Origin of the sequence: Stackebrandtia albiflava (assembly GCF_007994225.1) — a bacterium.
In the GTDB taxonomy this organism is placed as follows: Bacteria; Actinomycetota; Actinomycetes; order Mycobacteriales; family Micromonosporaceae; genus Stackebrandtia; species Stackebrandtia albiflava.
On the sequence record NZ_VLLL01000005.1, the window covers coordinates 1727740 to 1749999 of the forward strand.

Sequence of the window (22260 nt, forward strand, 5' to 3'; positions counted from 1 at the left end):
TCATCGTTGAGTCTTGACGGCATTTCCGGCCGGATTCCATCACCACCGGCGCGGATCTCACTCGGAGCCACTTGATTCTCGGCGTTCTCTTGTAAGGAAGAGTTTCAGGGAATCGATATAGGGATTTCGGCCCGCATTCGGAAAGGACTCATGGATGCGGTCGAGGGCGCTTTGAGCGAAGTCGAGCATTTCCACCGCCACCCGCCGCCGGTATTCCGTGCCACGTCCCCAGTCCACTCCATAGCTTGGCGCCACATGTACCTTCTCGACGTCAACGGTGAATCGGATTTCCAGCGGATGCTCGGTGAAGGTGATCGTGATGTCCTTCCCTCGGCGCATCCTGCCCGCAACGCCGATTGCAGAGTGGACGATATCGAGCAACGGTTCAACCGTCCGGAAGATCGTGACACCGTCGATGATCAACGACACCTCCGCAACGAAGAAGTCATACCTGAGCAACCATTCGGAAACCTCCTCAACCGGTTCCACGCCCCCGAACTTCGACCAGGTCCTATGACGTGTGGTATCGACGTCCGGAACCGTGAACTTGAAGCTGATCATGGCGGTTTCACCTCGCCGTCCGAAAGGAACGGGCTGTCGCTTTTCGGGACGTCTTCTCCGAGCGCCATACGGGTACCTCCACCGGCGATCACCAGCTGGCCGGCAGTCGACCATACGCTGCCGGAACGAACGGTTCCCCGATCCGTCTTCGCTCTTCTCACACTCGCACCCGGGTTCACGGAGAGAAATACTCCCTTCCCTTGGGATGGGCGTGCAGCTTCCCGGACGCGTCGATGTGAACCCGCACCTTGGTCATCCACCCTCCATTGGGTCCCGTTCCGATCGGCTTGTTGAACTCGAAGTCCCTGATGTTCGGACGACCGGCTACCGGTGTGCCGTTCTTCCACGCGAACCACGCATACGCGTCCGCCTCGGCACGTGTCTTGAACGCCGACGTCGGCGTGCCCAGTCGCAGCCGCTGGGCGTACTCGGCCGTCCCGACGACGTGCTGGTCCTGCTTCTGCCGGGATATCCCGCTCGGTGTGCATGGAAAGTTCGGAGTCGTGTTGTGTACGAGGATGTCGGTGTCGCCGGCGGCGACGTGGTAGGTGTGGAGGTCGTCGACGGTGAGGTTGTGGACGCGGGTGGTGTGGGTGCGGTGGTCGACGGCGGTGACCTGAACCCAGGTGCCGGCGGCGGTGCGCAGCATGTCGCCGGGGGTGAGGTCTTCGGCGTCGCGCCACTGCCCGTCGTCGGCGACCCAGAAGGGGTGGCCGTCGGTGGCGGTAATGGACGCGTCGCCGGTTCCGTCGTCGTCGGTGTCGACGGTGACGTCGACAAGGTTCTTCTCGCCGGTGCCCTCGATGAGTCCGGTGACCTCGCGGGCGCCGGTCTCCCCGGTTTCGGGGTCGGTGGCGACGACCTCGTCGCCCAGTTCGACGTCCTCGATGGGTTTATGTGTCCCGTCGGCCATCAGCACCGGGGTATCGGGGGTGAAACTGTTGCTCAGGCAGGAGTTGCCGCGTCCGCCGGACTGGCCGGGTTTGGTGCCCATCGGGTCGATCAGGGCGGTGGGCTGGTTGAGGACGTAGGCGTGCAGGTTGGTGTCGCCGGAGGAGAAACCGATGGGGTCTTCGCTGATGAACCTCTGCAGGCCGGGGCTGTAGTACCTGGCGCGGTACTGGTAGAGGCCGGTGCCGTCGTCCTCGCGGCCGGTGAACCGGTACGGGTTGGCGCCGTCGTCGCCTTCGGTGGTGGTCTCGCCGAAGGGCTCGTAGGCGTACTCACCGGTGACGGCACCGGACTGGTCGGCCACGGCGATGGTGGATCCGAGCATGTCGGTCAGGTACGACAACTGTGTCGCACCGGTGTCGCGCAGTAGGTGCTGGTCGAGTCCAGCGGAGACCTGGGTGGCGATGACGTCGCCTCCGCTGGTCTCGCGCAACGGGTTGAGTCCGTCGTACAGGTACTCCACGGTGGTGCCGTTGACGGTGCGGCTGGAGCGTTGGCCGTCCGCGCCGTATCCGAAGCTGGCGACCATACCCGGTGCGGTCAGGCCGACCAGTTGGCCGCGGGCGTCCCACTCGTAGGTGGTGGTGCCGTCGGCGGTGAGGTTGCCGTCGGCGTCGTAGCCGATGGTGGTGCCGTCGATGCCGGTGAGCCGGTTGGCCGCGTCGTAGGTGGCCGGGCCGAATGCGTCCGGGATGGTCGCCGTCGCCAGGGAACCGGCCACCGACACCGGGCGCCCCGCGGCGTCGGTGACGTACGTCAACTCGCCCAGTGCGCTGCCGCCGGCGGTGTAGGTGATGCCGGTGACGTCGCCGACCGCGTCGTAGTCGTAGTCCTGGGTGGTGGCGCCGGTGGTCACGACGTCCTGCCGGCCGAGCGCGTCACGGGTGATCGAGGCGACGGTGGCGCCGCCGCGTTCGGCCGAGACGAACGCCCCGTCGGCGTCGTAGTGGTAGGTGACCACCGGTAGCCCGTCGACGCTGACCGCGCGCCACTGCGAGTCGGTCCCGTACTCGTATCCGACCGTGCCCTGCGGCGTGGCGGACACCGTGGTGCGGTCGAGCCCGTCGTACTGGAACGTACTGTCACCGTCGATGGAGTCCGTGGTGGAGGTGAGCCGGTTCCCGGCGTCGTAGCCGAAGGTGGTGGTGGACTCGGCGGTGGCGCCGTCGACGCCGTAGCGCACCTCGGTCTTGCGGTCCAGGACGTCGTAGTCGAACTCGGTGACCACGCCGGCCCGGGAGGTGTGCACGGCGAGGTTGCCGTTGCCGTCGTACTCCAGGGTCTCGGTGGCACCCAGCGGGTCGGTGACCGAGTCGACCCTGCCCATGGCGTCGTACGTGAACACGGTCTGTCCGCCACGCGGATCGACGACCTTCGTGTTGTTACCGATGGCGTCGTACTCGTACGAGGTGGTCCGCCCCAACGGGTCGACCACCTCGCTGATCCGGCCGAGTACGTCGTAACCGGTGGTGGTGGTCGCGCCGAGCGGGTCGGTGACCCGGACGGGACGTCCGGCCGCGTCGAACCCGACACGGGTCGTCTCGCCCGCCGCGTCGGTCGCCGCCACCGGGTCACCCAGCAGATACGTCGTCGTGGTCGTGTTCCCCGCCGCATCGGTGGTCTCGGTGACCTGACCGTGGCCGTTGACGGCGAACGTCGTGGTGTTCCCCAACGGGTCGGTGATCGCCGACAACGCACCGTCGGCCCCGTAGTCGTACTCGGTCACCGCACCGAAGTGATCGGTGTAGGACGACAACTGCCCGAACGGCCCGTCCCGAGGCGACGACTCCGTCCGCGCCTCCGAGGTACCGGCCAGCACCGTGGTCGACACCACCTCACCGAACTCGTTGTACTCCAACTCCGTACGCCGACCCAGCTCATCCACATACGCGGTCGGGAGGACACCGGAGTCGTCGCGCTCGATCGTGGTGGTCTGCGCCAGCGACGTCCCGTACCCGAAGGTCTCGGAGGTGGCCTGGCCTTCGGCGTTGAACGTGTACCGGTCGACGTCGCCTTCGGGATGGGTCACGAGGGTTTCGACGATGGCACCGTCGGCGTTCTCGGTGTAGTCGAAGGTGTAGAGGCCCTCGTCGACGACGGTCTGTTCGGCGACCCGGCCCTGCGCGTCGTAGACGTTGGTGAGGAACGTGACACCGCGGGCGTCGGTGATGGTGGTCATCAGGCCGTTGGCGTCGTACGTGTAACCGGTGACACCGCCGTCCGGGTCGGTGACGCTGATCAGGTGGCCCTGATCGTCATAGTCGTACAGGACGGTACGGCCGAGGCTGTCTTCCGCCTTGGTGATGACCTGGTCGAAGTTCGGGTCGTCGTAGGAGAACCTGATCCACTTGCCGTTCGGCGACGTGACCTGCGTCACCTTGCCGTGAGAACGCAGCCTCCCGTCGGAGTCCGGTGGGATCCACTCCCGCGTGACGGTGACGGTGTTCCCGTAGCGGTCCCGGATCGACTGCAGCGGCGCCTCGTCCCCGAGGACGTACACGGTGCCGTCTCTGAGTGTGATGTCCCAACCGTGTCCGTTCCAGGCCATGGTCGACCCGGAGAACATCGTCGGTGTCGGATCGGCGGCGAACGCGGCGTTGACGAACGATCCCGGCCCCTCCCCCGGCGTGATCCGTTCGTAGTGGACCCTGCTGCCGTCCGGCGCGTAGAGGTCCGCCTCCAGGTAGTCGAAGTCGTCGATCTCGCCCGGCGACCACGGGAAGTAGTTGTAGGAGAAGTTCATGCCGACCCCGAACGGCCGCACCTCCACGTCGCCCTGCTGGTAGGTGCGGGTCAGGTCGAGCGGGATCACGTCGTCGAGGAACAGGTCGGTGGACTCGTCCACGAGTAGGCCGGTGGCGACGTCGACCGGGTCGCCCACCTTGACACCGCCCGGCGCGGGCGACCGCACCGGCGGGTTGATGCCGGGCACGGCGGTCATGGCGCCGGTCAGCCGGTAGAACTCCGTGTCGGCGTCGGGCACGACCTGCTTCCCGTCACCGGTGACGGTGCCCTTGCCGTAGATGTGCCAGCCCTTGTTCTCCGGGTCGTAGAACCAGAAGTCCATCCGGGTGCCAGGGGCCTGGTCGGTGTAGTTGGGGTAGACGATCCGGCCGCCGGCGGGGAACAGCGAGCCGCCACCGGGCTGGACGGTGAAGTAGATCGGAACCTGGCTGGCCGGCAGCGGGAACGGCGGCCGGTCGATCGGTATCGGCGTGATCGACAGCTCGGTCGCGACGTTCCCGTCACCGTCGCGGACGGTGGTGCCCGCCGGAATGTGCACCTCCAACCCCGGGATCGCCGGAGTGGTCAGGACGACGTCCTCGGTGGTGGGCGACTCCACCGTCACGGTGGTCTCGGTGTCCAGTTCCGGCAGGTACACGGGGTGGTTCATCCGCCGCGTCTCTCCCCGGGAGACGTCGACGCCGATGTCGAACACCCCGTACGAGGCGCCCTCGGCGTCCGCCGTGGAACCGTCCACGTGGACCACACGCCGGCCCGCCGGGACGTCGGTGACGAGGAACCTGCCGAAGGCGTCGGTCCGGACCGTCTCGTTCTCGACCGTGACGGTCACCCCGGCCAACGGGGCACCGTTGATCGCGGTGACCTGACCGGATACGGCGGTGACTCCGGCGGGCGCGTCCGGGCCGAGGTCGGCGTCGGTGGCGGGTCCGTAGTCGGTGACCCAGTCGGCGCCGTCGAGGTGGTCGGTGTCCGGCTGCCAGCCGTCGGGGTCGCGTGTCCGGACCGAGGACGGCGTCTCACCCTCACCGTCCTCCTCCTTCGGGGGGACACAGTGGGTGGTGAGTTCGGGCAGCACCGCTCCCCATTCGAGCCGCTCGACACGGTCCGGGACCGCCGTCGGTTCCCCCGTTCGGGCGTCGCACGTCGGAACGACCACGTCTCGGGTCTCGGCGGCGACGGCGGTGGTGGCGACACCGACCGAGACGCCGCCGGTGGCCGCGTAGTCGGGGTCGATCACAATGCGGTACGTGCCGTCGCCGGGGAGGGCCGGAACGGGGATCGGTGTCTCTCCGCTGTGGAAGTCGTGGTCGAGTAGCACCGTGCCGTCGGGCGCGATGAGACTGACGTAGTAGTACCGGCCGGTGAAGGTCGGCGCGGCGAAGGTCAGCTCGACCGTGTCTCCGGCGACACCCGTGAACTCCACGACACCGTTCTGTCCGGCGCGGTCCAGTCGCACGGCGACCGGATCACCGTCGACCGTGGCGGTTCCGGCTGCCGACTCGGTGGACAGGTACACGCTCAGCGAGGTGATGTCCGCCAGTGCGGGGTGGAGGGTGACCCGGTACTCACCGGTCTGGGGAAGTTCCGGCAGGTCGGCGTTGGCGTTGCGCTGGTTCAGGAGCTCCGTACCGTCGGGCGCGGTCACCACCACGGAGACGTTCCCGTTGGTGTAGATGTCGTCGGTGCCCAGTGAGAGGCGGTCACCGGCCGCACCGTCGAACGTCAGGTGCACGTTCTGCCACGGATGGGCCAGCGGCACGACCGACGGGTCGCCGTCCACCGCGAGGCTTCCGGCTTCGACGTCGGTGGACAGGTGCACAGTGGCGTGGCCGGTGGCCGACCCCGCCGTCAGCAGCAGGCGGTACGTGCCGTCCAGGGGCAGTTCCGGGATGTCACCCGTGCCGCCGATGGAATCGGTCGCACCGTCCGGGTGGACCAGGGTCGCGCCGGGCAGGTAATCCGTTCCGTCGTACGACAGGTCGGTGTCGCCGTACCCGAGTCCCAGTCGTTGTCCGGTCTGGCCGGTGAAGTCGATCGCGACCTCGCGACCGGGCCGGTCGAACTGCGCGACGACACCGGGACCGTCCACCGTCGTCTCGGTCGTGGTACGGCTCGACAGCCACATGGCCGCCGACGCGGGTTGCCCGTCGACCGTGCCGATGCGGACCCGGTACCTTCCCGCGGACAGTGTCTCGAACGGCAGCGTGTACCGGGGTCCGGCGACGCTCCACGACAACAGGGTGGCCCCGAACGGCTCGAACACGGTGACGCGGTAGCTGTCGTAGCGGTCCGATTCGGCGTCGAAACCGAAGCTCAGCGCCTGTTCCTCGGTCGCGGTGAAGAAGAACTCGTTGTGTTGCCCCGCCCGCGTCACCTCGAAGGCGGCGGCGGCACCGTCGACGTCGAGGGTGCCGGTGGCCGTGGTGGACAGGGTCGCGGTCATCGAACCGGTGAACAAGGAACCCGCGTCGACGACGACCTGGTACACGCCGTCGGAGGGCAGCGGCTCCATGCCCATGGCCATGTTGCGGCCCGACAACTCCTGAGGCTTGTCGTATTCGTTCCTGGCGAAGGTGCCACCGTACGGGTTGAACGTGAAGACCTCGGCGTTCAGCCACCGGTCGGCGGTCAAGCCGAGACTGAGCCGGTCGCCGGCCTCACCTTCGAACCAGAACATCACCGCCCGGCCCGCGGTCGTGAAGGGCAGTTCCACGCCGTCGCCGTCGACGGCCACCCGGCCCGCCGCGGTCAGTTCCGCAGCGCTGTATCCACGTGGCGCGATGGCGAGGTCGGTGTCGGTGACGGCGACTCCGCCGGGGGTGCGCACGGTGACCGGGCCGGTCACGGCGGCCTCCGGGATCTCCACGGTGATGCTGTCCGGGGTGATCGCGGTGATCAGGCCCTGGGTGCGGTGCAGCAGGACGCTCGTGGCCGCCGGGTCGGTGTCGAACCCGCTGCCGGTGACGGTGATCGAGGCGCCGACGTCGGCCGTCTGGGCGGAGACCCCGGTGATCACCGGTTCGGGGTGGAGTTCACCGAGTACGAAGTCGTTGGGGCCGTCCGCCGAGACGTCGGATGCGGTGACGGTCACGGGGCCGGTGGCGGCGTCGGCGGGTACGACGACGGTGAGCCGGTTGGCGGTGGCGGCCGTGACTTCGGCGGCGGCTCCTCCGATGGTGACGGTCTGGCCGGTGGGGTCGGTGGAGAAGCCGGTGCCGGAGACCGTGATCTCGCTGCCGGCCGGTGCCTGTAGCGGCACCGTCGACAACACCGACAGGTCGCCGGAGTCGTAGGTCTGGGTCGACAACAGGTTGCCGGCGGCGTCGTAGCGGTACCGGGCGGTGAGTCCGTCGGGCTGCGATATGCCCACGAGTCGACCGGCCGCGTCGTAGATCAGCTCGTGCGGGCCTCGTGTGATGATCGCCGTGGTGGCGTCGACGGTGAAGGAGCAGTAGTCGCTCCACACTCCGACGGCGTGGTCGTCGACGGTGCGGACCCGCCAACGGTAGGTGCCGTCCGCCAGCTCGGCCGGGGGTGTCCACGACTGCGTGGTACCCGTCGCGGCCGGTTCACCGGTGCCCTCGGCGAGGAGAGTCTCGCCCTGGTACAGCTCGTGCTGCAGCGCCCCGGTTCCGTCGGCGTCCGATACGGTCGCCGACACGATGGGGCTTCGTGTGTCGACCTGGAGGGCGGTGGTGCCGCAGGGCTGCCCGTTGACCGCGGCGTCGGTGGTGGCGCCGGGAACGGTGTTGTACAGCACCTCCAGGGTCGCGGTGGTGTGGTCGTAACGCTTCCACTGCGCGACGGTGGTCTCGTCGACGGCGCGCATGCCGAGACTCACGCTGTAGTTGCCGCTGTCGGCGGCGGCGGCCACCATGGACGTCACGTCGAAACCCACGTCGCCGTATCCGCCGCAGGTCGCCCCGAAGTTGGCGCCGGTGGTGCTGGTGGCCTCGTGCCCGAGCCATCCCGGCTGGTTGTTCCAGGTGTGTTCGGGCTTGATCTGGTAGGAACGCTCCACCAGGGCCTCGGCCTCGTAGCCGCTGCCCGGGCACACCCAGGAGTGCTTCTGCCGGACGGTGAAGTCCGCCGACAGGACCTGGGTGTCGCGGACGCCCTCGGTGTCCAGCCGGTAGTACGTGCGCACGGTCGCCGGCTCACTGACGCAGGTCATGCCGGTGGATTCGTCACAGACCATGCCGACTCCGGCGTCGCCGTACGTCGCGGTGTCACCGACCAGGCCGCCGTCCTGCCAGTAGGAGTCGTCGGGGAAGTTCGACCACACACTCGCCCAGTGCCCCGAACGCGTACCGGCCGTCCAGGTCGGATCGATGGTGACCGGGTAGACGGTCGAGTCGGCGGTGAGGAGTTCCCGGTCCGGCGTCAGGATCAACGTGCCGTCGTCGACGGTGGTGGCGACCCGCGCGGTGGATGAGGAGACCATCGGTTCGGCTCCGGGTACGTCCTGTGAATCGGTGACGGTCGCCGCGGAGTCCCACATCCTGGCGGCACCGGTGGCGAGGAACTCCTCGCCGGTATCCGCGTCCACCACCGTCACGCCCCCACCGGGGTGGACGTCGGCGGTGAGACCGTCCAGAACCAGTCCGAACTCGACCGTGGACAGACTCTCGGCCGCGTCCCGTTCCCGGACCCGCAGTGCGTGCGAGAAGCCCGACGCGGTCGCGGTAACCGTCAGGTCCACACCGGGCAGGACGTCGGCGTACACCGCCGTCGCGCCGCTCAACGTGGGTTCCGGCAACGGTTCCGGCCAGTGCATCTCGAAGCGCCGGCCGGTCGCGGTGACGCTCACCAGTGGTGTGTCACCGCCTTGGGAGAACACCACGGGCGGCGACGTGTTGCCCGGTACGACCCCGTCGGGGGTGGACCGCAGATCGAGGTCGATCGGCGCCCACTCCCCGTCCGCGTCCCGTGCGCGCACCGGCGTGACCCGGGTGACCGACCGCATCCGGCCGTCGGGCTGGGCGTAGACCTCACCGTAGGCGGTACGGGAGGCCAGCACCTCGACGTCCCTGCCGCATTCTCGGGCGATCGCCGCCGCGCCGGCGGCGTCGGCGGCCTCCGATACGCCGGAGGCGCACGCGTCCGGCCGCGCGGACGGCATCGTGGGTTCGTGGAAGGGCAGGGCCAACAGGCCGGCGACCATGACGAGCACCAGGGCATGGCGCACGACAAGGGAGCCTCGGGCAGACCGGGGCATGACGATCTCCAAAATGGGCGTTACATATCCGTGTACCTAAACAACTATCAGTAAGCGCGCGTTTTGCCAAGGCCCCCAGGCGAAGTAGCCCCTTAAGTCGACAATGCACCGGTTGGGTGGAATCGGGCGCTTGGTGGAGTTCGTTGCGGTCCGCCCCGGTCTCGACGGCGTCGGGGCACCCGTCGGAAGGCCCGGAGGACGACGCGACCGACTCCGGCGAAGAACGGGCGCCGGGCGAAGGACGGGCATCGGGGGACGTCGGTGTTCACCGAGTCGATGTCCGTTCGGCGTGTTCGCCCACCCCGTGGGGTGGGCGAACACCGTGGTTCGAAAAAATCGCGTGACCATGTCGATTTCGAGGTCTCCCGTTCGACGTGGTGTCGCAGGATCGAACAACACCCACCACACAGACGGGAAGCGACACATGCGCACTCTGATCGTCACCGCGTTCGTCTCACTCGACGGGGTCATGGAGGCCCCCGGCGGGGAACCCGGTTACCGCAACTCGGGCTGGACGTTCAAGGACATCGAGTTCGACCCGGCCGCCTACGAGATCAAGGAGCGCGAACAGGAGGAGGCGGGCGCGCTGCTGATCGGCCGCCGCTCCTACGAGGCGTTCGCACCGGTGTGGCCGACGATGACCGAGGAGTTCGCCGGATACAACGCGATGCCTCGTTACGTCGTCTCCACGACGTTGGAGGCCGAGGACCCCCGGTGGCCCGCGACCATCCTGCGGTCGACCGACGAGGTCGCGCGGTTGAAGGAGGAGACCGAGGGCGGCCCGATATCGGTGCACGGCAGCGCGACCCTGGGGAAGAGCCTGGCCGACGCCGGGCTGGTCGACCGCTACCACCTGCTGGTGTTCCCGAAGCTGCTCGGCGCCGGGCGACGGCTGTGGAGCGAGGCCGACATGGACGCGGTGAACCTCAGGCTGGTCGAGCACGAGGCGTACTCGAACGGCATCCAGAAGCAGGTCTTCGACGTGGTGCGGTGAGTCACGCACCGCGTCCCGACCACCCCCGGCGTGCCGGACGCCGACCGGCGTCCGGAGGCGACGGCCTTCGGTAACGTCACCGCCATGGCCGGAAGGGTACGGCCGATGTCGGCCACGACCGCCGAGACGGCACCGCGAGGCGGCGAGTGGGTGTACGAGGTCGGTTGGGGTGGTGTGCGGGTACTGGTGTCCACCGACGGTGGGGAACCGACGGTTCTCACCAGGCGAGGGAGGGACGTCTCGGCGTGGTTTCCGGAGTTGTCCGGGTTCGCCGAGGCGGTCGCCGGCGCCGTGCCGGTGACGCTCGACGGCGAGCTGCTGGTCGTGGACGGCACCGCGACCGATCCCGGTCCCGTCGAGGCGAGGTTGCGGATGTCCGCGGCGACGGCGGCACGCGAGGCGCGGCGCCGTCCCGCCACCTTCACCGTCTACGACATCCTGTGCCACCGGGGGCGTGACACCCGCGGCTTCGCGTGGGAGCACCGCCGGACGGTGCTGGAGCGGCTCGACCTGTCGGGTCCGGCGTGGGGCACCGCACCGGTGGCGGACGATCCGGACGAGGCGCGGCGACTGTCCGACGAGTACGGACGTGACGGGATCGTCGCGAAACGACGCGCCTCGACGTACCACGACCGGCGCACCCGCGACTGGGTCGCCGTGAGGCATCGGCACGTCGCGCAGTTGGTCGTCGGCGGCTGGTGGACCGCGCCGGAGGGCACCGCCCTTCTGGTCGGTGAACGCACCGACGACGGACTGGTCCACAGGGGATCGGTACGTCGGGGCGTCGACGCCGTCCCCGACCTGGCGGTCGCGCTCGACGGCCTCGACCGGACCGAGTCGCCGTTCCGTGGCCGGAAACCGTCCGGAGTAGGCCGTGCCCACTGGGTGGATCCGCTGTTGCCGGTGGAGGTGCGGCACGGCGGGATCGACCCGGGCGGCCTGCTCACGGATCCGGAACTCGTCAGGGTCCGGATCGATCTGTTGTAGTGGCGCGGCCCGGTGTGTCGTCGTCCGCGGGTCCCAGTCGGACTCCTGCGTCGGCGAGCAGGGCCGCGATGTCGGCCGGCACGGGCATGGGGGTGCGGATACCGACGCGAGCGCGCCCGGTGTTCCCGTCGGGGTACCGGCCGGTCAGGGAACCGGGAGCCGCGACCACCAGACGGACGAGTTGGCCGGCGATCTCGACCAGGTCGCGGTCACGCATCGCCAGACGGAGCATGACACCGTGGGTGCGCGTGTGGCGCCACGGCCAGGGCTGCGACAGGATGTGGGCGCGTTCGGCGGCGGCCCGGCGTTCGGGGGTCGGGCCGGTTGCGGTGGCCATCGCCGAGTCGAAGGTGGCACGGAACCACCCGTTCATGGTGGGGCGGCGGGACATGGCGGTCCTCCCGGAGCGCAGGTTCACGACTTCCTGAATTCAGGAACATGTGTATCATGACGGCATGTTGACCGCCGCCACCGACATCGAAGTGCTCACCCGCTTCGGCCGGGCCCTGGCCGACCCGATCCGCTGCCGCCTCCTGCTGGCACTGCGGCGATCCCCGGCGCACCCGGCCGACCTGGCCGACCTGCTGGGCATCTCCCGCACCCGCCTGTCGAATCACCTCGCCTGCCTCCGCGACTGCGGCCTGGTGGTGGCGGTGCCGGTCGGGCGGCGGACGAGGTACGAACTGGCCGACGCCCGGCTCGGACACGCACTCGACGGCCTGGCGACGACGGTGCTGGCCGTCGCCGCCGACCGCTCGTGCGTGGAGGCGGACGAGAAGGGTTGCTGCCCATGACGACCCCCCTCCCCCTGACGTCGGGCGTCGTAGCCGCCGGGCCCGATCCGGCGCGACGGGCACGGCTCATCCGGATCGTCCGGCTACTGGTCGCCGCGACCATCACCTACAACGTCGTCGAGGCGGTCGTCGCGATCACGGCGGGAACGATCGCCTCGTCCACCGCGCTTCTCGGCTTCGGGTTGGACTCCGTCATCGAGGTGTCCTCGGCGGCCGCCGTGGCATGGCAGTTCTCGGCCCGCGACCACGCGGTGCGCCAGACCCGGGAGAAGGCGACGTTGCGGATCATCGCGGTGTCGTTCTTCGCGCTCGCCGCCTTCGTCACGGTCGAGGCGGTCCGCACCCTCGTCGGCGCCGAGGCCGCCGATCACTCCACGGTGGGCCTGGTACTGGCTGCGGTGTCACTGGCGGTGATGCCGGGGTTGTCGTACGCGCAGCGCCGCGCGGGCCGGGAACTGGGATCGGCGTCGGCGGTCGCCGACTCCAAACAGACGTTGCTGTGCACCTACCTGTCCGCGGTCCTGCTCGTCGGCCTGGGCGTCAACAGCCTGTTCGGCTGGTGGTGGGCCGATCCGGTGGCCGCATTCGTCATCGCGGCCGTCGCGGTCCGGGAGGGGATCGAGGCGTGGCGCGGCGACGACTGCTGCGCGCCCAACGCCGCCCTCGCCGGCCTGCACCCGACCACACCGACCGAGGCCGACGCCTGCGGCTGCGGGCGGGACTGCGACTGCTGCGGTTGAACCACGCGAGAGCGGCACCGGATACGGTTCGTCCCATGGCCACCGACCCGTCCCGACCACTGCTGTTCCTCGACGTCGACGGAACGCTGCTCCCCTACGGCGGCGCCACACTGCCCTCCTCCACGGCGGAGTGGGAACGTTGGCAGCACCACGCGAATCCGCAACTGGCCAAACTGGTCCCCGCGCACGGGCCACGGCTGCGCGACCTGGGGTGCGAACTGGTGTGGGCCACGGCGTGGATGCACGACGCGAACACCGTGATCGCACCGCTCCTCGGCCTACCGCCGCTGCCGGTCGCGGACCTTCCCGACGCTCCGGAGGTGGATCTGCCGGACGTGCTGCACTGGAAGACGCGGTCCCTGGTCGAGGCGGCGTCCGGTCGGCCGTTCATCTGGCTGGACGACGAGATCGGCCCCCTCGACCGGGAGTGGGTGCGATGGGAACACCCGGGACCGGCGCTCCCGCACCGGGTGGACGCCTCCGTGGGGGTCACCGACGCCGACTTCACCGTGATCTGCGCGTGGCTCGACGAGGTCGGCGTGCCCGAAATGATCACATAGGACGGACCGGTGCGTAGAGGCGGCGGATTCGGCCCACGTCGTGACACTCGCCCCGGATCATGTGGCGGAAGTGGTGGCGGCCGCCGCCGGCCCTGATCGCCGTTACCATTGCCGCCTATCCGGAGGGGCGGTGGCGAATGACCGAAGACGGTCTGATGCAGATCGGTGAGGTGGCGGAACGCACCTACCTGAGCCTGCGCACGATCAGGTACTACGAGGAGATCGGTCTCGTCGTGCCGTCCGCCCGCAGTCAGGGCGGGTTCCGGCTGTACACCGGCACGGACGTCAGGCGACTGTGGTTCATCCGCAGGCTGAAGCCCCTGGAGTTGACTCTGGAGCAGATACGCGACCTCATGGCGGCCGTCGACGCGTGCCGGGGCGGGGAGTATCCGGGTGGGGAGGCCGCGGCGAGGAACACCTTGGCGGCGTACCTGTCGGTGGCCCGGGCGCGCCGGGAGACGCTTCGCGACCAGCTCGCGGGCGTGGAGGAGTTCACGGAGGACCTGTCGGATCTGCTGGCGGAACCCTCGAGCGCGGCGGCGCCGACCGTTCGGGAAACGGGCGAGCTCAAGAGTGACGTCACGTCAGGGTCTCCGGATCCCGGGTGAGCGTGCCGGGCGATCCCCCGATCGCACCGGGCGGCCGATGCGCCACACGACTCCGCGACCGGTACCTGGCCCGACCGAATCCGCAATTCCGGCTGGTGCATCGTGATATTCCGATTCATCACTCTTGTGACCTTCGGCATCTCCGCGTTCTTCTCTTCCGTTACGTGAGGGTTCGGCCGGTAGGGTGAGTGCGTCGCTCGCGCCGCCCGCCGTTGTCGTGGCGCGTCCTCTCCCCCGTACCATCGCCCGAACGGTTGTGCATGTCTTCATTCACCCCGACCGAGCCCATCCGTGCCCGGTTCCGTATGCCCCGGCCACTCGTACCGTTCCTCCGGACCGAGCTGTTGGCCGGCCTGCTGGTCGCCCTGGCGTTGATCCCGGAGGCGATCGCGTTCTCGATCATCGCCGGTGTCGAACCCCAGGTGGGCCTGTTCGCCTCGTTCACGATGGCGGTGTCGATAGCGTTCCTGGGCGGACGGCCCGCGATGATCTCCGCCGCCACCGGGGCGATGGCCCTGGTCGTGGCGCCCCTGGTGGCCTCGCACGGAGTCGGCCACCTGTTGGCGGCGACCGTCGCGGCCGGTGTACTGCAGATCGTGTTGAGCCTGTGCGGTGTCGCCAGACTGATGCGGTTCATCCCACGCAGCGTCCTGACCGGGTTCATCAACGCCCTCGCCATCCTGATCTTCCTGGCCCAGCTCCCCCACCTCATCGGCGCGGCATGGCCGGTATGGGCGTTGGTGGCGGGTGGGCTGGCCGTCATCGTGCTCCTACCCCGGCTCACCAAGGCGATACCCGCCCCGCTGGTGGCGATCGTGGTGCTCAGCGTCATCACCGTCGCCGGGGGCGTGAACGTCCCCACCGTGGGCGACATGGGAACCCTGCCGGACGGTCTGCCACTGCCGGGGCTGCCGGACGTCCCACTGGACCTGGACATGCTGGCCACCATCGCCCCCTACGCACTGGGGCTGGCCGCGGTCGGGCTGTTGGAGTCGCTGATGACCGCCCAGGTCGTCGACGACGCCACCGACACACCCTCCGACAAGACCCGGGAGGCGCGCGGACAGGGCATCGCCAACATCGTCACCGGCTTCTTCGGCGGCATGGCGGGCTGCGCCATGATCGGGCAGACCATGATCAACGTCAAGTCCGGCGCACGCAGCCGGTTGTCCACCTTCGCCGCCGGCGTCTTCCTACTGGTTCTCATCGTCGTCCTGGGTGACGCCGTGGCACTCATCCCGATGGCCGCACTCGTCGCCGTGATGATCTTCGTGTCGGCGGTCACCTTCGACTGGCACAGCATCACTCCCGGGACATTGCGGCGGATGCCGATCGGTGAGACCGTCACCATGGTCATCACCGTCGCGGCCGTGGTCGCCACCCACAACCTCGCCATCGGCGTCGTTGCCGGGGTCGTCGTCGCCGCGATCCTGTTCACCCGGCGCGTCGCCCACATCGTCGACGTCACCGGCGTCACCGACCCCGACGGCGGCACCGTCGTCTACGCGGTCACCGGCGAACTGTTCTTCGCCTCCAGCAACGAACTGGTCACATCGTTCGATTACCACGGCGATCCCGGACACGTCGTCATCGACCTCACCGACGCCCACGTCTGGGACGCCTCGGCCGTGGCCGCGCTCGACAGCGTCACCACCAAGTACGCCAACCGCGGCAAACACGTCGAGATCGTCGGGCTCAACCCGCCCAGCGCCGACCTCCACACCACGTTGAGCGGCGCGGCGACCGGTTCGCACTGAGGGCCGGCTTCCGGTCCGTCCGGTACCCGCGTGGGATCACCGGACGGACCGGCTCGCCGTCAACGGCGGAAGGCGTCGGCGTTCTCCCTCGCCCAGCGGGCGAAGTCGTAGGCCGGGCGACCGGTCAGCCTCTCGACGACGGCGGCACCCTCCAGCGGATAGGGCTCGGTCGGCAACCCGCCGAACACCTCGATCTTGAAGTCGATCATGTGGCGCGGCACGCCGTTCTCGACGTCGCGTCGCCGGGACTGCTCGGGCGTCAGCTCCACGAACTCGATGTCCTGCCCGACGGCCTCGGCCAGCACACGCACCTTCTCCCGCATCGATATCGACGTGGGCGCCCCGATCTGGTAGGTCTGGGCGTGGTGGCCGTCGCCGGTCAACGCCACCGCGGCCACCGCCGCGATGTCGGCCTCGTGGCTCATGGGACTGTGGGCGTCTCCGAAGGGCTCGCTGATGCGGCCGGTGGCACGCACGGTCTCGGCCCAGTCGCGCGCGTTCGACATGAACTCGCCCGGCATGAGGCGGGTCCACTCCAGGGTGCTCGACTCCACGGCCTCGTCGACGCTTCCCCGGTCCCAACCCGACAGCAGGGTGACCTTCCGGACGCCGGACGCGACGGCCAGTCTCACGATGTCATCGCCGTTGGGGAGTATCGCGTAGTCGTCACCACCGAAGTTGATGAGGTGGGCAGCGGTGACCCCCTGGAACGCGGTGGTCAGTGTCGCGGTGTCCGCGAGATCGCCTTCGACGACGTCCACACCGCGCGGCAGGCGGGCGGCGGCCCGTCCGGCGTCACGCGTCAGTGCCCGCACCGGGTGGCCCGCCTCGTGCAGCTCCCTGACGAGATGGTGTCCGACGTTGCCGGTGGCTCCGGTGACGAGAATGGTCATGGTGTCGCTCCTTCATCCGTTGTCGATGTCAGAGACGACGCTACGGACGATCGAGGACGATTCCGGTCCTCGATCACGCGGGGTCGGAAGTGATGCCGACCACCGACGACGGGCGGCCGGCGTCCGGTCAGTCGCCGGCCCGGTCCGGCAGATGCGCGCGGATCCGGTCGATGAGGCCGGGTCCGGCGTCGACCCGCGTCGGTGCCGAGCGGGGCGGCTCGGGGAAGTCGGGGTGGGGCGGCACCGACACGTGTCGCTCCGTCTCCACCACCTTCTCACCCAGCTCGTCCAGTCGTTCCGGACCGCAGGCGGCCGACAGTTTCGGCAGCACCTCGGTCTGCTGCTCCTCGATGTGACGCCGGACCATCCGGGCGAGTTCGGCGAGGATGTCGTCGAACCGGGGGTCGGTCGCGGGCATGTCCTCCAGTTGCCGCATCAGTTCCTCGGCCCGGGCGACCTCGGTGTGCTCGTGCTCCGCCAAGTCGTCACCGGCGGCCATGTGCCGCCGCACGGCGGGGTACAGGTACAGGTCCTCCACGACCGCGTGCGTCACCAGCAGCCCGATGGCGTGATCGAGCAGCTTCCGCCGACGGTCCTCGTCGTGGTCGCCCTCGGCGGTCAAGCGCGCGAACACCGCCTCGATGTCCCGATGCCGCTCGGTGATCACGTCCACCATGTCGGTGTAACCCATCGCGCCCCCTTCGTGTCTCCACCGTCCTTACCCGGGGCGCTCCGGGATCACACCGGCGCGCCACCACCCGGCGGTCTCACAGTTCCGCCAACCACCGGTCGAACGTCGTCGGGCAGATCCGGGCGTCCGGCCCGGGCAGTAGCACCTCCCCCGCCATCGCCGAGTCGAAGACACCCGACCAGGTCGGCACCAGCCGCACCGTGCGTCCCCGGGCCAGATGGGTGCGCCGGGCCATGTCCACCAGATCCTGTGTCTCCGGGCCGGCGATGTCGACGTGGCGGCCACCCGGCGCCCCGGCGGCCACCTCGGCCAGCACGTCCGCGACGTCGGCGGGCGCGATCGGCTGGAGCAGCAGCGGTGCCACGGTGGCGGCACCGTCCTGTTCGGTCCAGCCGGCGACCATCTCCGCGAAGTCGTGGAACTGGGTCGCCGGAACGATCGTCCACGGCACGGGACCTTCGGAGACGAGTCGTTCCTGCTCGCGTTTCCCGAGATAGTGGGCGTTGCCCTCCACCCGGTGTATGCCCACGATCGACAGCAGGACGTGGTGCCGGACCCCGGCACGTGCCTCGGCCGCCAACAGGTTGGCGGTCGCGGTGCCGAAGAACGCGACCGCCTCGCCGCGGTCGACGGCCGCGGAGTTGGTGACGTCGACGACCGCCTCCACACCCGACAGCGCGTCGTCCAGCCCGTCACCGGTGATCAGGTCGACGCCCAGCCCCCGGCTCATTCTCACCACCTCGTGGCCGGCACGCTCCAGCGCCGCCACCGTCAGTCCTCCTATGTTGCCGGTCGCCCCGGCCACCGCGATGCGCATGACTTCTTCCCTTCTTCGCCGAAAACTCATCTCGGACTATACACATCCGGGATGTCTACGATAAGGTGGAGGGCGTGAAGCTTCCGACGAGCACCGAATGGGCACTGCACTGCGCGACGACCCTGGCGCAACTGCCGGCGGAACAGACGGTCTCCGCCGCGCAACTCGCCGCGTACTACGACCTCCCCCCGGCCTACCTCGCGAAGCAGATGCAACTACTCGTCAAGGCGGGTGTCCTGACCGCCACGACCGGCCCACGCGGCGGATTCCGGCTCGGACGCCCACCGGCGCGGATCAGCCTCCTGCACATCGTGGAGGCCGTCGACGGCACCTCCCCGCCCTACGAGTGCCGGGAGATCAGACAACGCGGACTCGGGGCGCTGTCACCCGAGGAGTGCCGGAACACCTGCATCCTCGCCGCCAAGATGGCCGCCGCACACCGCGCGTGGCGTGACAGCCTGGCAGGGGTGTCACTCGCCGACATCCTGGCCGAACTGCCCGCGCACGCACCGGAACGGACCCGCGACAAGCTCGCCGGCAGGTGAGCGGTCGACGCGACCACCGCCGGCCCGACGGTCCGCACCGGTCACTCAAGGACCGGGCGGGCTCCCGACCCGCGGCCGAAGCCCGACACCTGACCCTCCAGGCCGAACCATGCCTCAGGTCATGGCCTTCCAGGCCGAACCATGCCTCAAGACTCGGCCTTCCAGGCCGAGTAGTGCTCATCGAACCGCAGGTCCTGGAGGTCGTCGAAGTCGGGATCGTGGGTCAGGACACGGTCGAGGAGGGTGTAGGCGGCGTCGGTGTCACCCATGTGGAGAAGCACCCGGATGCGGGTGTCGTAGATGAAACCGTGTTCCGAGGGGTCCGCCACCGCCAGGCCACGCTCCAGTTCGGACAGGGCGTCGTCGTAGCGCCCCTCCTCCATCGCGTACCAGCCGAGCGCGTTCGAGGCGTGACGGGTCGCCTCCTCCTGAAACGCGCCCTCGTCGGTGTAGTGCCAGACGGCTTCCGGTTCGGGTACCGACTCCAGTACCGCCCGGGCGTGATGCCGGCACCGCTCCACGACCTCGGCACGGCGGTCGCCCTCGGTGCGCTGCGCGAGCCTGCCCAAGGCGCCGATGAGGCCGTAGCGGGCGTAGAGGGCGTCGTACTCGGAGAAGATCGCGGTGTCACCGCACCGTTCCAGGGCCGACTCCAGTAGCCCGATCGCATGGTCGTCGTCGCCGACCAACGCGGCGGCCCCCTCTGCGACCAGCCGGTGTACCTCGCGCCAGTTCGGATCGTCGACGTCGAACCGGGTCGTGACGTTGCGTAGATCGACCCTCACCTTCGGAAGTTCGGCCCCGAGCCGATCGACGGCGGCCCGGTCGAGATGGGTGTACTCCAGGTTCAGGTACGCCAACTCCGGCAGCCGGTAGAGCGACTCCGGCAGCGAGCTCAGCTCGATGAACGACAGGTCGAGGCGACACAGTCTCGGCAGGCCGGCGAACAGGTCGTCCGGCAGCGACGTGAGTGCCGGTCGCACCTCCACGTGGTCGTCGACCGTCGGGTCGTATGCGGTCTCCCGCCCGAACCGGTCGGCGTGCAGCTCGGTCAGGCCCGACATCCGCCACACCGGGGCCAACAGGTCGAACGACGGATACCGATTGCCCGAGGCGGTGAGCCCGTTGAGTTCCAACCGGGTGAGGCGTGGCAGTCCGGTCAGCGCCTCCAGGTCGGGGAGGAACGTCAGTGCCGAGTCCAGCCGCAGGCGCTCGAGGAGCGTCAGGCGAGCCAGCTCGTTCGGGAGCGCGGTGAACCGGGTGGCGGTGAGGTCGAGCGAGGTCAACCCGGTCAACCGCGTGAGTACCATCGGGAAGGGGTACGGTTCCGCGTCCCGGCGCCAGTACGAGAGGTCCAGTTCCGCGAGCCCGTCCAGGGCGGCCAGCGAGTCCGGAAGGGCGCAGTCGAGCATCGACAGGTTCAGCACGCGCAGACGCGTCAGGTCGCCGAGTGCCTCGGGCAGGCACGTCAGGTTCCCCAGGCCCTCCAGTTCCAACGTCGTGAGCGCGTCGAGGCGTCCGATGTGGTCGGGCAGGGTCTCGAATGCGTTGTGGGAGAGGTTCAGGTGTGCCAGCTTCGTGAGTCTCGTCGACTCCACGGGCAACACCGTGATCTCGTTGTGCGACAGGTCGAGTCGCCGCAACTCCGTCAACTCGAACACCTGCGGCGGGATCTCGGTGAGCCGGCGGTGCGACAGGTCGAGTTCCGTGACACCACCCTCCGCGACCAGTGCGTCCAACTGCTCCACGGTGAGGGCGTGGAGGGTCTTGACGCCTTGACGGATCACGGAGCGACCGTCCCGCAGCGCCTTCGCCAGCTCCACCACTTCGATGGAATCGCCGTCCAGGAATTCGGGCAGGATCACCCGGACGGCCTCCGCCTCGTCGAAGTCGACCGGGCAGTCGATCCGGTCGGCGTCGGCGACGACCAGGCCGTCCGGTTTGTCCCCCAGGGTCATTCCGAAGTACATGGTGGCTATGGTCAGCGGCGCGGTCGTGGTGCCGTCGACGAGGAGTTCTCCGCCGTCGTCACCGTGGAAGCCGAGGATCGCCCCGGAGACGGAGAGGTCGCCGTACACCGCGACGGTGGGGCAACCCTGCAGGAACACGTTTCGCGCCCGCACGTTACCCGTCACCAGCAGGAAGTTCCCGTTTCCGTAGTCGTGCCAGTCGATGTCGCCCGCCACGATGAGGTCGCCGTCAACGACGGTGTTGAAGGGCACCCAGTCCACCTCGGACGGGCTCGCGAAGTCTCCGGAGACGTGGAGGTCACCGTCGTAACAACGGATCTCCTGCTCGTCCGCGAACTCGTCGAAGGGATAAACGACGCGGGCCGAGACCCGGAACCGGCGTTCGGCCGTCTCGGCGTCGATGAGGCGATAGGCGGGCTGTGCGTCTGTCACAGCCGTGCACGATAGCCTGCCGGTCGGACATCGGCGCGAGGTGAACCCCCAGGTGATCGCGTCCGCAAAACAATTTGCACGTCAGAGTGTCACCCGAGTGCCGTGAACCGATGTCGCGAATCGTTCGGATGGTCGGGATCCCCGTTCAGCCACAGCACGCGATCACCCACCTCGCCGCCCAACCTGACGCCGTTCGACGAGTCGACCTCCTCGGTCCGGCCGCCCACCACGACCGTCTCCGCGTGCAACTTCAACCGGGCGAACCCGTGCCGGACGTCGCCGTCGCATTCAGGACCGGTCGCGTTCCCGCACGTTCGCCACCGGCCGTACACCGACACGTCAACAGAGGCGGAGAACTCCGAACTCCAAGCGTTCCCGGGAGCGCTCGACAGGTTGAACTCCCCGTCGGACCGGAAGTGGAACCAGGCTCCGGTACCGGAGACCCACACGCCGACCAGTTCGCCGCGCGACCACTCCGGGACGTTCCGCCGGTTCTCGTCCAGGATCGCGGCGCCATGGAGGAGGAGGCCGAGCAGGATCAATCCGATCACCGTGCCGACCACGGGCTTCACGCGAAACCTCGGCACGAGATCGTCGAGAGACGACGGGATCACGTCCCGATCATGCCTCGTGCCGTTCCACGGCGTGCGACCCGGACACCCGTGACCGCGGCACGTCCCGGCCCCTGGGGGCGGCACGCACGGCGGGCGGTGACGTCATTGGCCATCGACGCCCTTCCATGTCCGAGGGCTGCCAGGATGGCGGGGACACGTCGAACCGGGATGGACGAAGGGAATCGACATGACCTCACGACTGCGCACACTCGCCGACGCGGTACTCGACCGGATGGTGACCGGCGGCCGCGCACAGGCCGGCGCCGACTGCTGGAAGGCCCCGTGCCGCCTGCGGACCGGCCGCTGTGAGCAGACCTGCTGCCGCAACGGCGACGGCACGGTCACCTGCGACAACGACTGCGTCTGCTGAACCACCGGCCCGG

The 22260-nt window shown here is 69.0% G+C and carries 17 protein-coding genes; 9 read left to right on the top strand and 8 right to left on the bottom strand.

Going from position 1 to position 22260, the window contains the following annotated elements:
- Positions 1-57 precede the first annotated feature (57 nt).
- Both LX16_RS08890 and LX16_RS08895 read right to left on the bottom strand, forming a co-directional pair.
- Complete coding sequence (locus LX16_RS08890; RefSeq protein ID WP_147135854.1) at positions 58-561, bottom strand: hypothetical protein; 504 nt, start codon at positions 559-561, stop codon at positions 58-60.
- Between the two features lie 175 nt (positions 562-736).
- Complete coding sequence (locus LX16_RS08895; RefSeq protein WP_147135857.1) at positions 737-9445, bottom strand: RHS repeat-associated core domain-containing protein; 8709 nt, start codon at positions 9443-9445, stop codon at positions 737-739.
- Between the two features lie 454 nt (positions 9446-9899).
- Between LX16_RS08895 and LX16_RS08900 the strand changes: the two genes are divergently transcribed.
- Both LX16_RS08900 and LX16_RS08905 read left to right on the top strand, forming a co-directional pair.
- Positions 9900-10469 (top strand): dihydrofolate reductase family protein, encoded by a 570-nt coding sequence (locus LX16_RS08900; RefSeq protein ID WP_147135860.1) that lies wholly within the window; start codon positions 9900-9902, stop codon positions 10467-10469.
- A gap of 84 nt (positions 10470-10553) precedes the next feature.
- Positions 10554-11456, top strand: coding sequence for an ATP-dependent DNA ligase (locus LX16_RS08905; RefSeq protein ID WP_147135863.1), 903 nt, complete (start codon positions 10554-10556; stop codon positions 11454-11456).
- Here LX16_RS08905 and LX16_RS08910 read toward each other — a convergent pair.
- Positions 11431-11793, bottom strand: a complete 363-nt coding sequence (locus LX16_RS08910; RefSeq protein ID WP_345740688.1) for a DUF3703 domain-containing protein — start codon at positions 11791-11793, stop codon at positions 11431-11433. The genes LX16_RS08905 and LX16_RS08910 overlap by 26 nt on opposite strands.
- A gap of 118 nt (positions 11794-11911) precedes the next feature.
- Here LX16_RS08910 and LX16_RS08915 point away from each other — a divergent pair, with 118 nt between their 5' ends.
- The 5 genes from LX16_RS08915 (at position 11912) to LX16_RS08935 (ending at position 15915) form a co-directional block, all read left to right on the top strand.
- Entirely contained in the window at positions 11912-12250 is a 339-nt protein-coding gene (locus LX16_RS08915) for an ArsR/SmtB family transcription factor (RefSeq protein WP_147135867.1), read from the top strand.
- Positions 12247-12990: a cation efflux transmembrane domain-containing protein gene (locus LX16_RS08920; RefSeq protein ID WP_147135870.1), complete on the top strand. Its 744-nt coding sequence runs from the start codon at positions 12247-12249 to the stop codon at positions 12988-12990. The genes LX16_RS08915 and LX16_RS08920 overlap by 4 nt, the downstream gene beginning before the upstream one ends.
- A 35-nt stretch (positions 12991-13025) precedes the next feature.
- A complete protein-coding gene (locus LX16_RS08925) occupies positions 13026-13550 on the top strand; it encodes an HAD domain-containing protein (protein ID WP_147135873.1) in 525 nt (174 codons plus the stop codon).
- A 137-nt stretch (positions 13551-13687) separates the two neighbouring features.
- Positions 13688-14158, top strand: coding sequence for a MerR family transcriptional regulator (locus tag LX16_RS08930; protein ID WP_147135876.1), 471 nt, complete (start codon positions 13688-13690; stop codon positions 14156-14158).
- Positions 14159-14418: 260 nt separating this feature from the next.
- Positions 14419-15915, top strand: a complete 1497-nt coding sequence (locus LX16_RS08935) for a SulP family inorganic anion transporter (RefSeq protein WP_147135879.1) — start codon at positions 14419-14421, stop codon at positions 15913-15915.
- A 59-nt stretch (positions 15916-15974) separates the two neighbouring features.
- On the opposite strand, the gene LX16_RS08940 is transcribed toward LX16_RS08935, so the two are convergent.
- The 3 genes from LX16_RS08940 to LX16_RS08950 all read right to left on the bottom strand — a co-directional run bounded on the left by LX16_RS08940 (position 15975) and on the right by LX16_RS08950 (position 18316).
- Positions 15975-16808, bottom strand: a complete 834-nt coding sequence (locus LX16_RS08940) for an SDR family oxidoreductase (RefSeq protein ID WP_147135882.1) — start codon at positions 16806-16808, stop codon at positions 15975-15977.
- Positions 16809-16935: 127 nt separating this feature from the next.
- On the bottom strand, positions 16936-17499 hold the full coding sequence (locus LX16_RS08945) for a hemerythrin domain-containing protein (RefSeq protein ID WP_147135885.1): 564 nt from the start codon (positions 17497-17499) through the stop codon (positions 16936-16938).
- Positions 17500-17575: 76 nt separating this feature from the next.
- Entirely contained in the window at positions 17576-18316 is a 741-nt protein-coding gene (locus tag LX16_RS08950; RefSeq protein ID WP_147135889.1) for an SDR family oxidoreductase, read from the bottom strand.
- Positions 18317-18390: 74 nt separating this feature from the next.
- Here LX16_RS08950 and LX16_RS08955 point away from each other — a divergent pair, with 74 nt between their 5' ends.
- The gene (locus LX16_RS08955; RefSeq protein WP_147135892.1) at positions 18391-18861 is read left to right on the top strand and encodes an RrF2 family transcriptional regulator; all 471 of its coding nucleotides are present in this window, start codon (positions 18391-18393) and stop codon (positions 18859-18861) included.
- Positions 18862-19007: 146 nt separating this feature from the next.
- Here the strand turns inward: LX16_RS08955 and LX16_RS08960 are convergent, their stop codons facing one another.
- Positions 19008-21263, bottom strand: coding sequence for a leucine-rich repeat domain-containing protein (locus LX16_RS08960; protein ID WP_147135897.1), 2256 nt, complete (start codon positions 21261-21263; stop codon positions 19008-19010).
- A gap of 89 nt (positions 21264-21352) precedes the next feature.
- Entirely contained in the window at positions 21353-21835 is a 483-nt protein-coding gene (locus tag LX16_RS08965; protein ID WP_147135900.1) for a hypothetical protein, read from the bottom strand.
- A gap of 229 nt (positions 21836-22064) precedes the next feature.
- On the opposite strand from LX16_RS08965, the gene LX16_RS08970 reads away from it, so the two are divergent.
- The gene (locus LX16_RS08970) at positions 22065-22247 is read left to right on the top strand and encodes a hypothetical protein (RefSeq protein WP_147135903.1); all 183 of its coding nucleotides are present in this window, start codon (positions 22065-22067) and stop codon (positions 22245-22247) included.
- The last annotated feature ends 13 nt before the right edge of the window (positions 22248-22260 follow it).

What these genes read in the sequence shown, in the direction of transcription:
- LX16_RS08890 (WP_147135854.1), bottom strand. Translation starts at nt 561, where the DNA reads ATGATCAGCTTCAAGTTCACGGTTCCGGACGTCGATACCACACGTCAT.
- LX16_RS08900 (WP_147135860.1), top strand. Translation starts at nt 9,900, where the DNA reads ATGCGCACTCTGATCGTCACCGCGTTCGTCTCACTCGACGGGGTCATG.
- LX16_RS08905 (WP_147135863.1), top strand. Translation starts at nt 10,554, where the DNA reads ATGGCCGGAAGGGTACGGCCGATGTCGGCCACGACCGCCGAGACGGCA.
- LX16_RS08910 (WP_345740688.1), bottom strand. Translation starts at nt 11,793, where the DNA reads ATGGCCACCGCAACCGGCCCGACCCCCGAACGCCGGGCCGCCGCCGAA.
- LX16_RS08915 (WP_147135867.1), top strand. Translation starts at nt 11,912, where the DNA reads ATGTTGACCGCCGCCACCGACATCGAAGTGCTCACCCGCTTCGGCCGG.
- LX16_RS08920 (WP_147135870.1), top strand. Translation starts at nt 12,247, where the DNA reads ATGACGACCCCCCTCCCCCTGACGTCGGGCGTCGTAGCCGCCGGGCCC.
- LX16_RS08925 (WP_147135873.1), top strand. Translation starts at nt 13,026, where the DNA reads ATGGCCACCGACCCGTCCCGACCACTGCTGTTCCTCGACGTCGACGGA.
- LX16_RS08930 (WP_147135876.1), top strand. Translation starts at nt 13,688, where the DNA reads ATGACCGAAGACGGTCTGATGCAGATCGGTGAGGTGGCGGAACGCACC.
- LX16_RS08935 (WP_147135879.1), top strand. Translation starts at nt 14,419, where the DNA reads ATGTCTTCATTCACCCCGACCGAGCCCATCCGTGCCCGGTTCCGTATG.
- LX16_RS08940 (WP_147135882.1), bottom strand. Translation starts at nt 16,808, where the DNA reads ATGACCATTCTCGTCACCGGAGCCACCGGCAACGTCGGACACCATCTC.
- LX16_RS08945 (WP_147135885.1), bottom strand. Translation starts at nt 17,499, where the DNA reads ATGGGTTACACCGACATGGTGGACGTGATCACCGAGCGGCATCGGGAC.
- LX16_RS08950 (WP_147135889.1), bottom strand. Translation starts at nt 18,316, where the DNA reads ATGCGCATCGCGGTGGCCGGGGCGACCGGCAACATAGGAGGACTGACG.
- LX16_RS08970 (WP_147135903.1), top strand. Translation starts at nt 22,065, where the DNA reads ATGACCTCACGACTGCGCACACTCGCCGACGCGGTACTCGACCGGATG.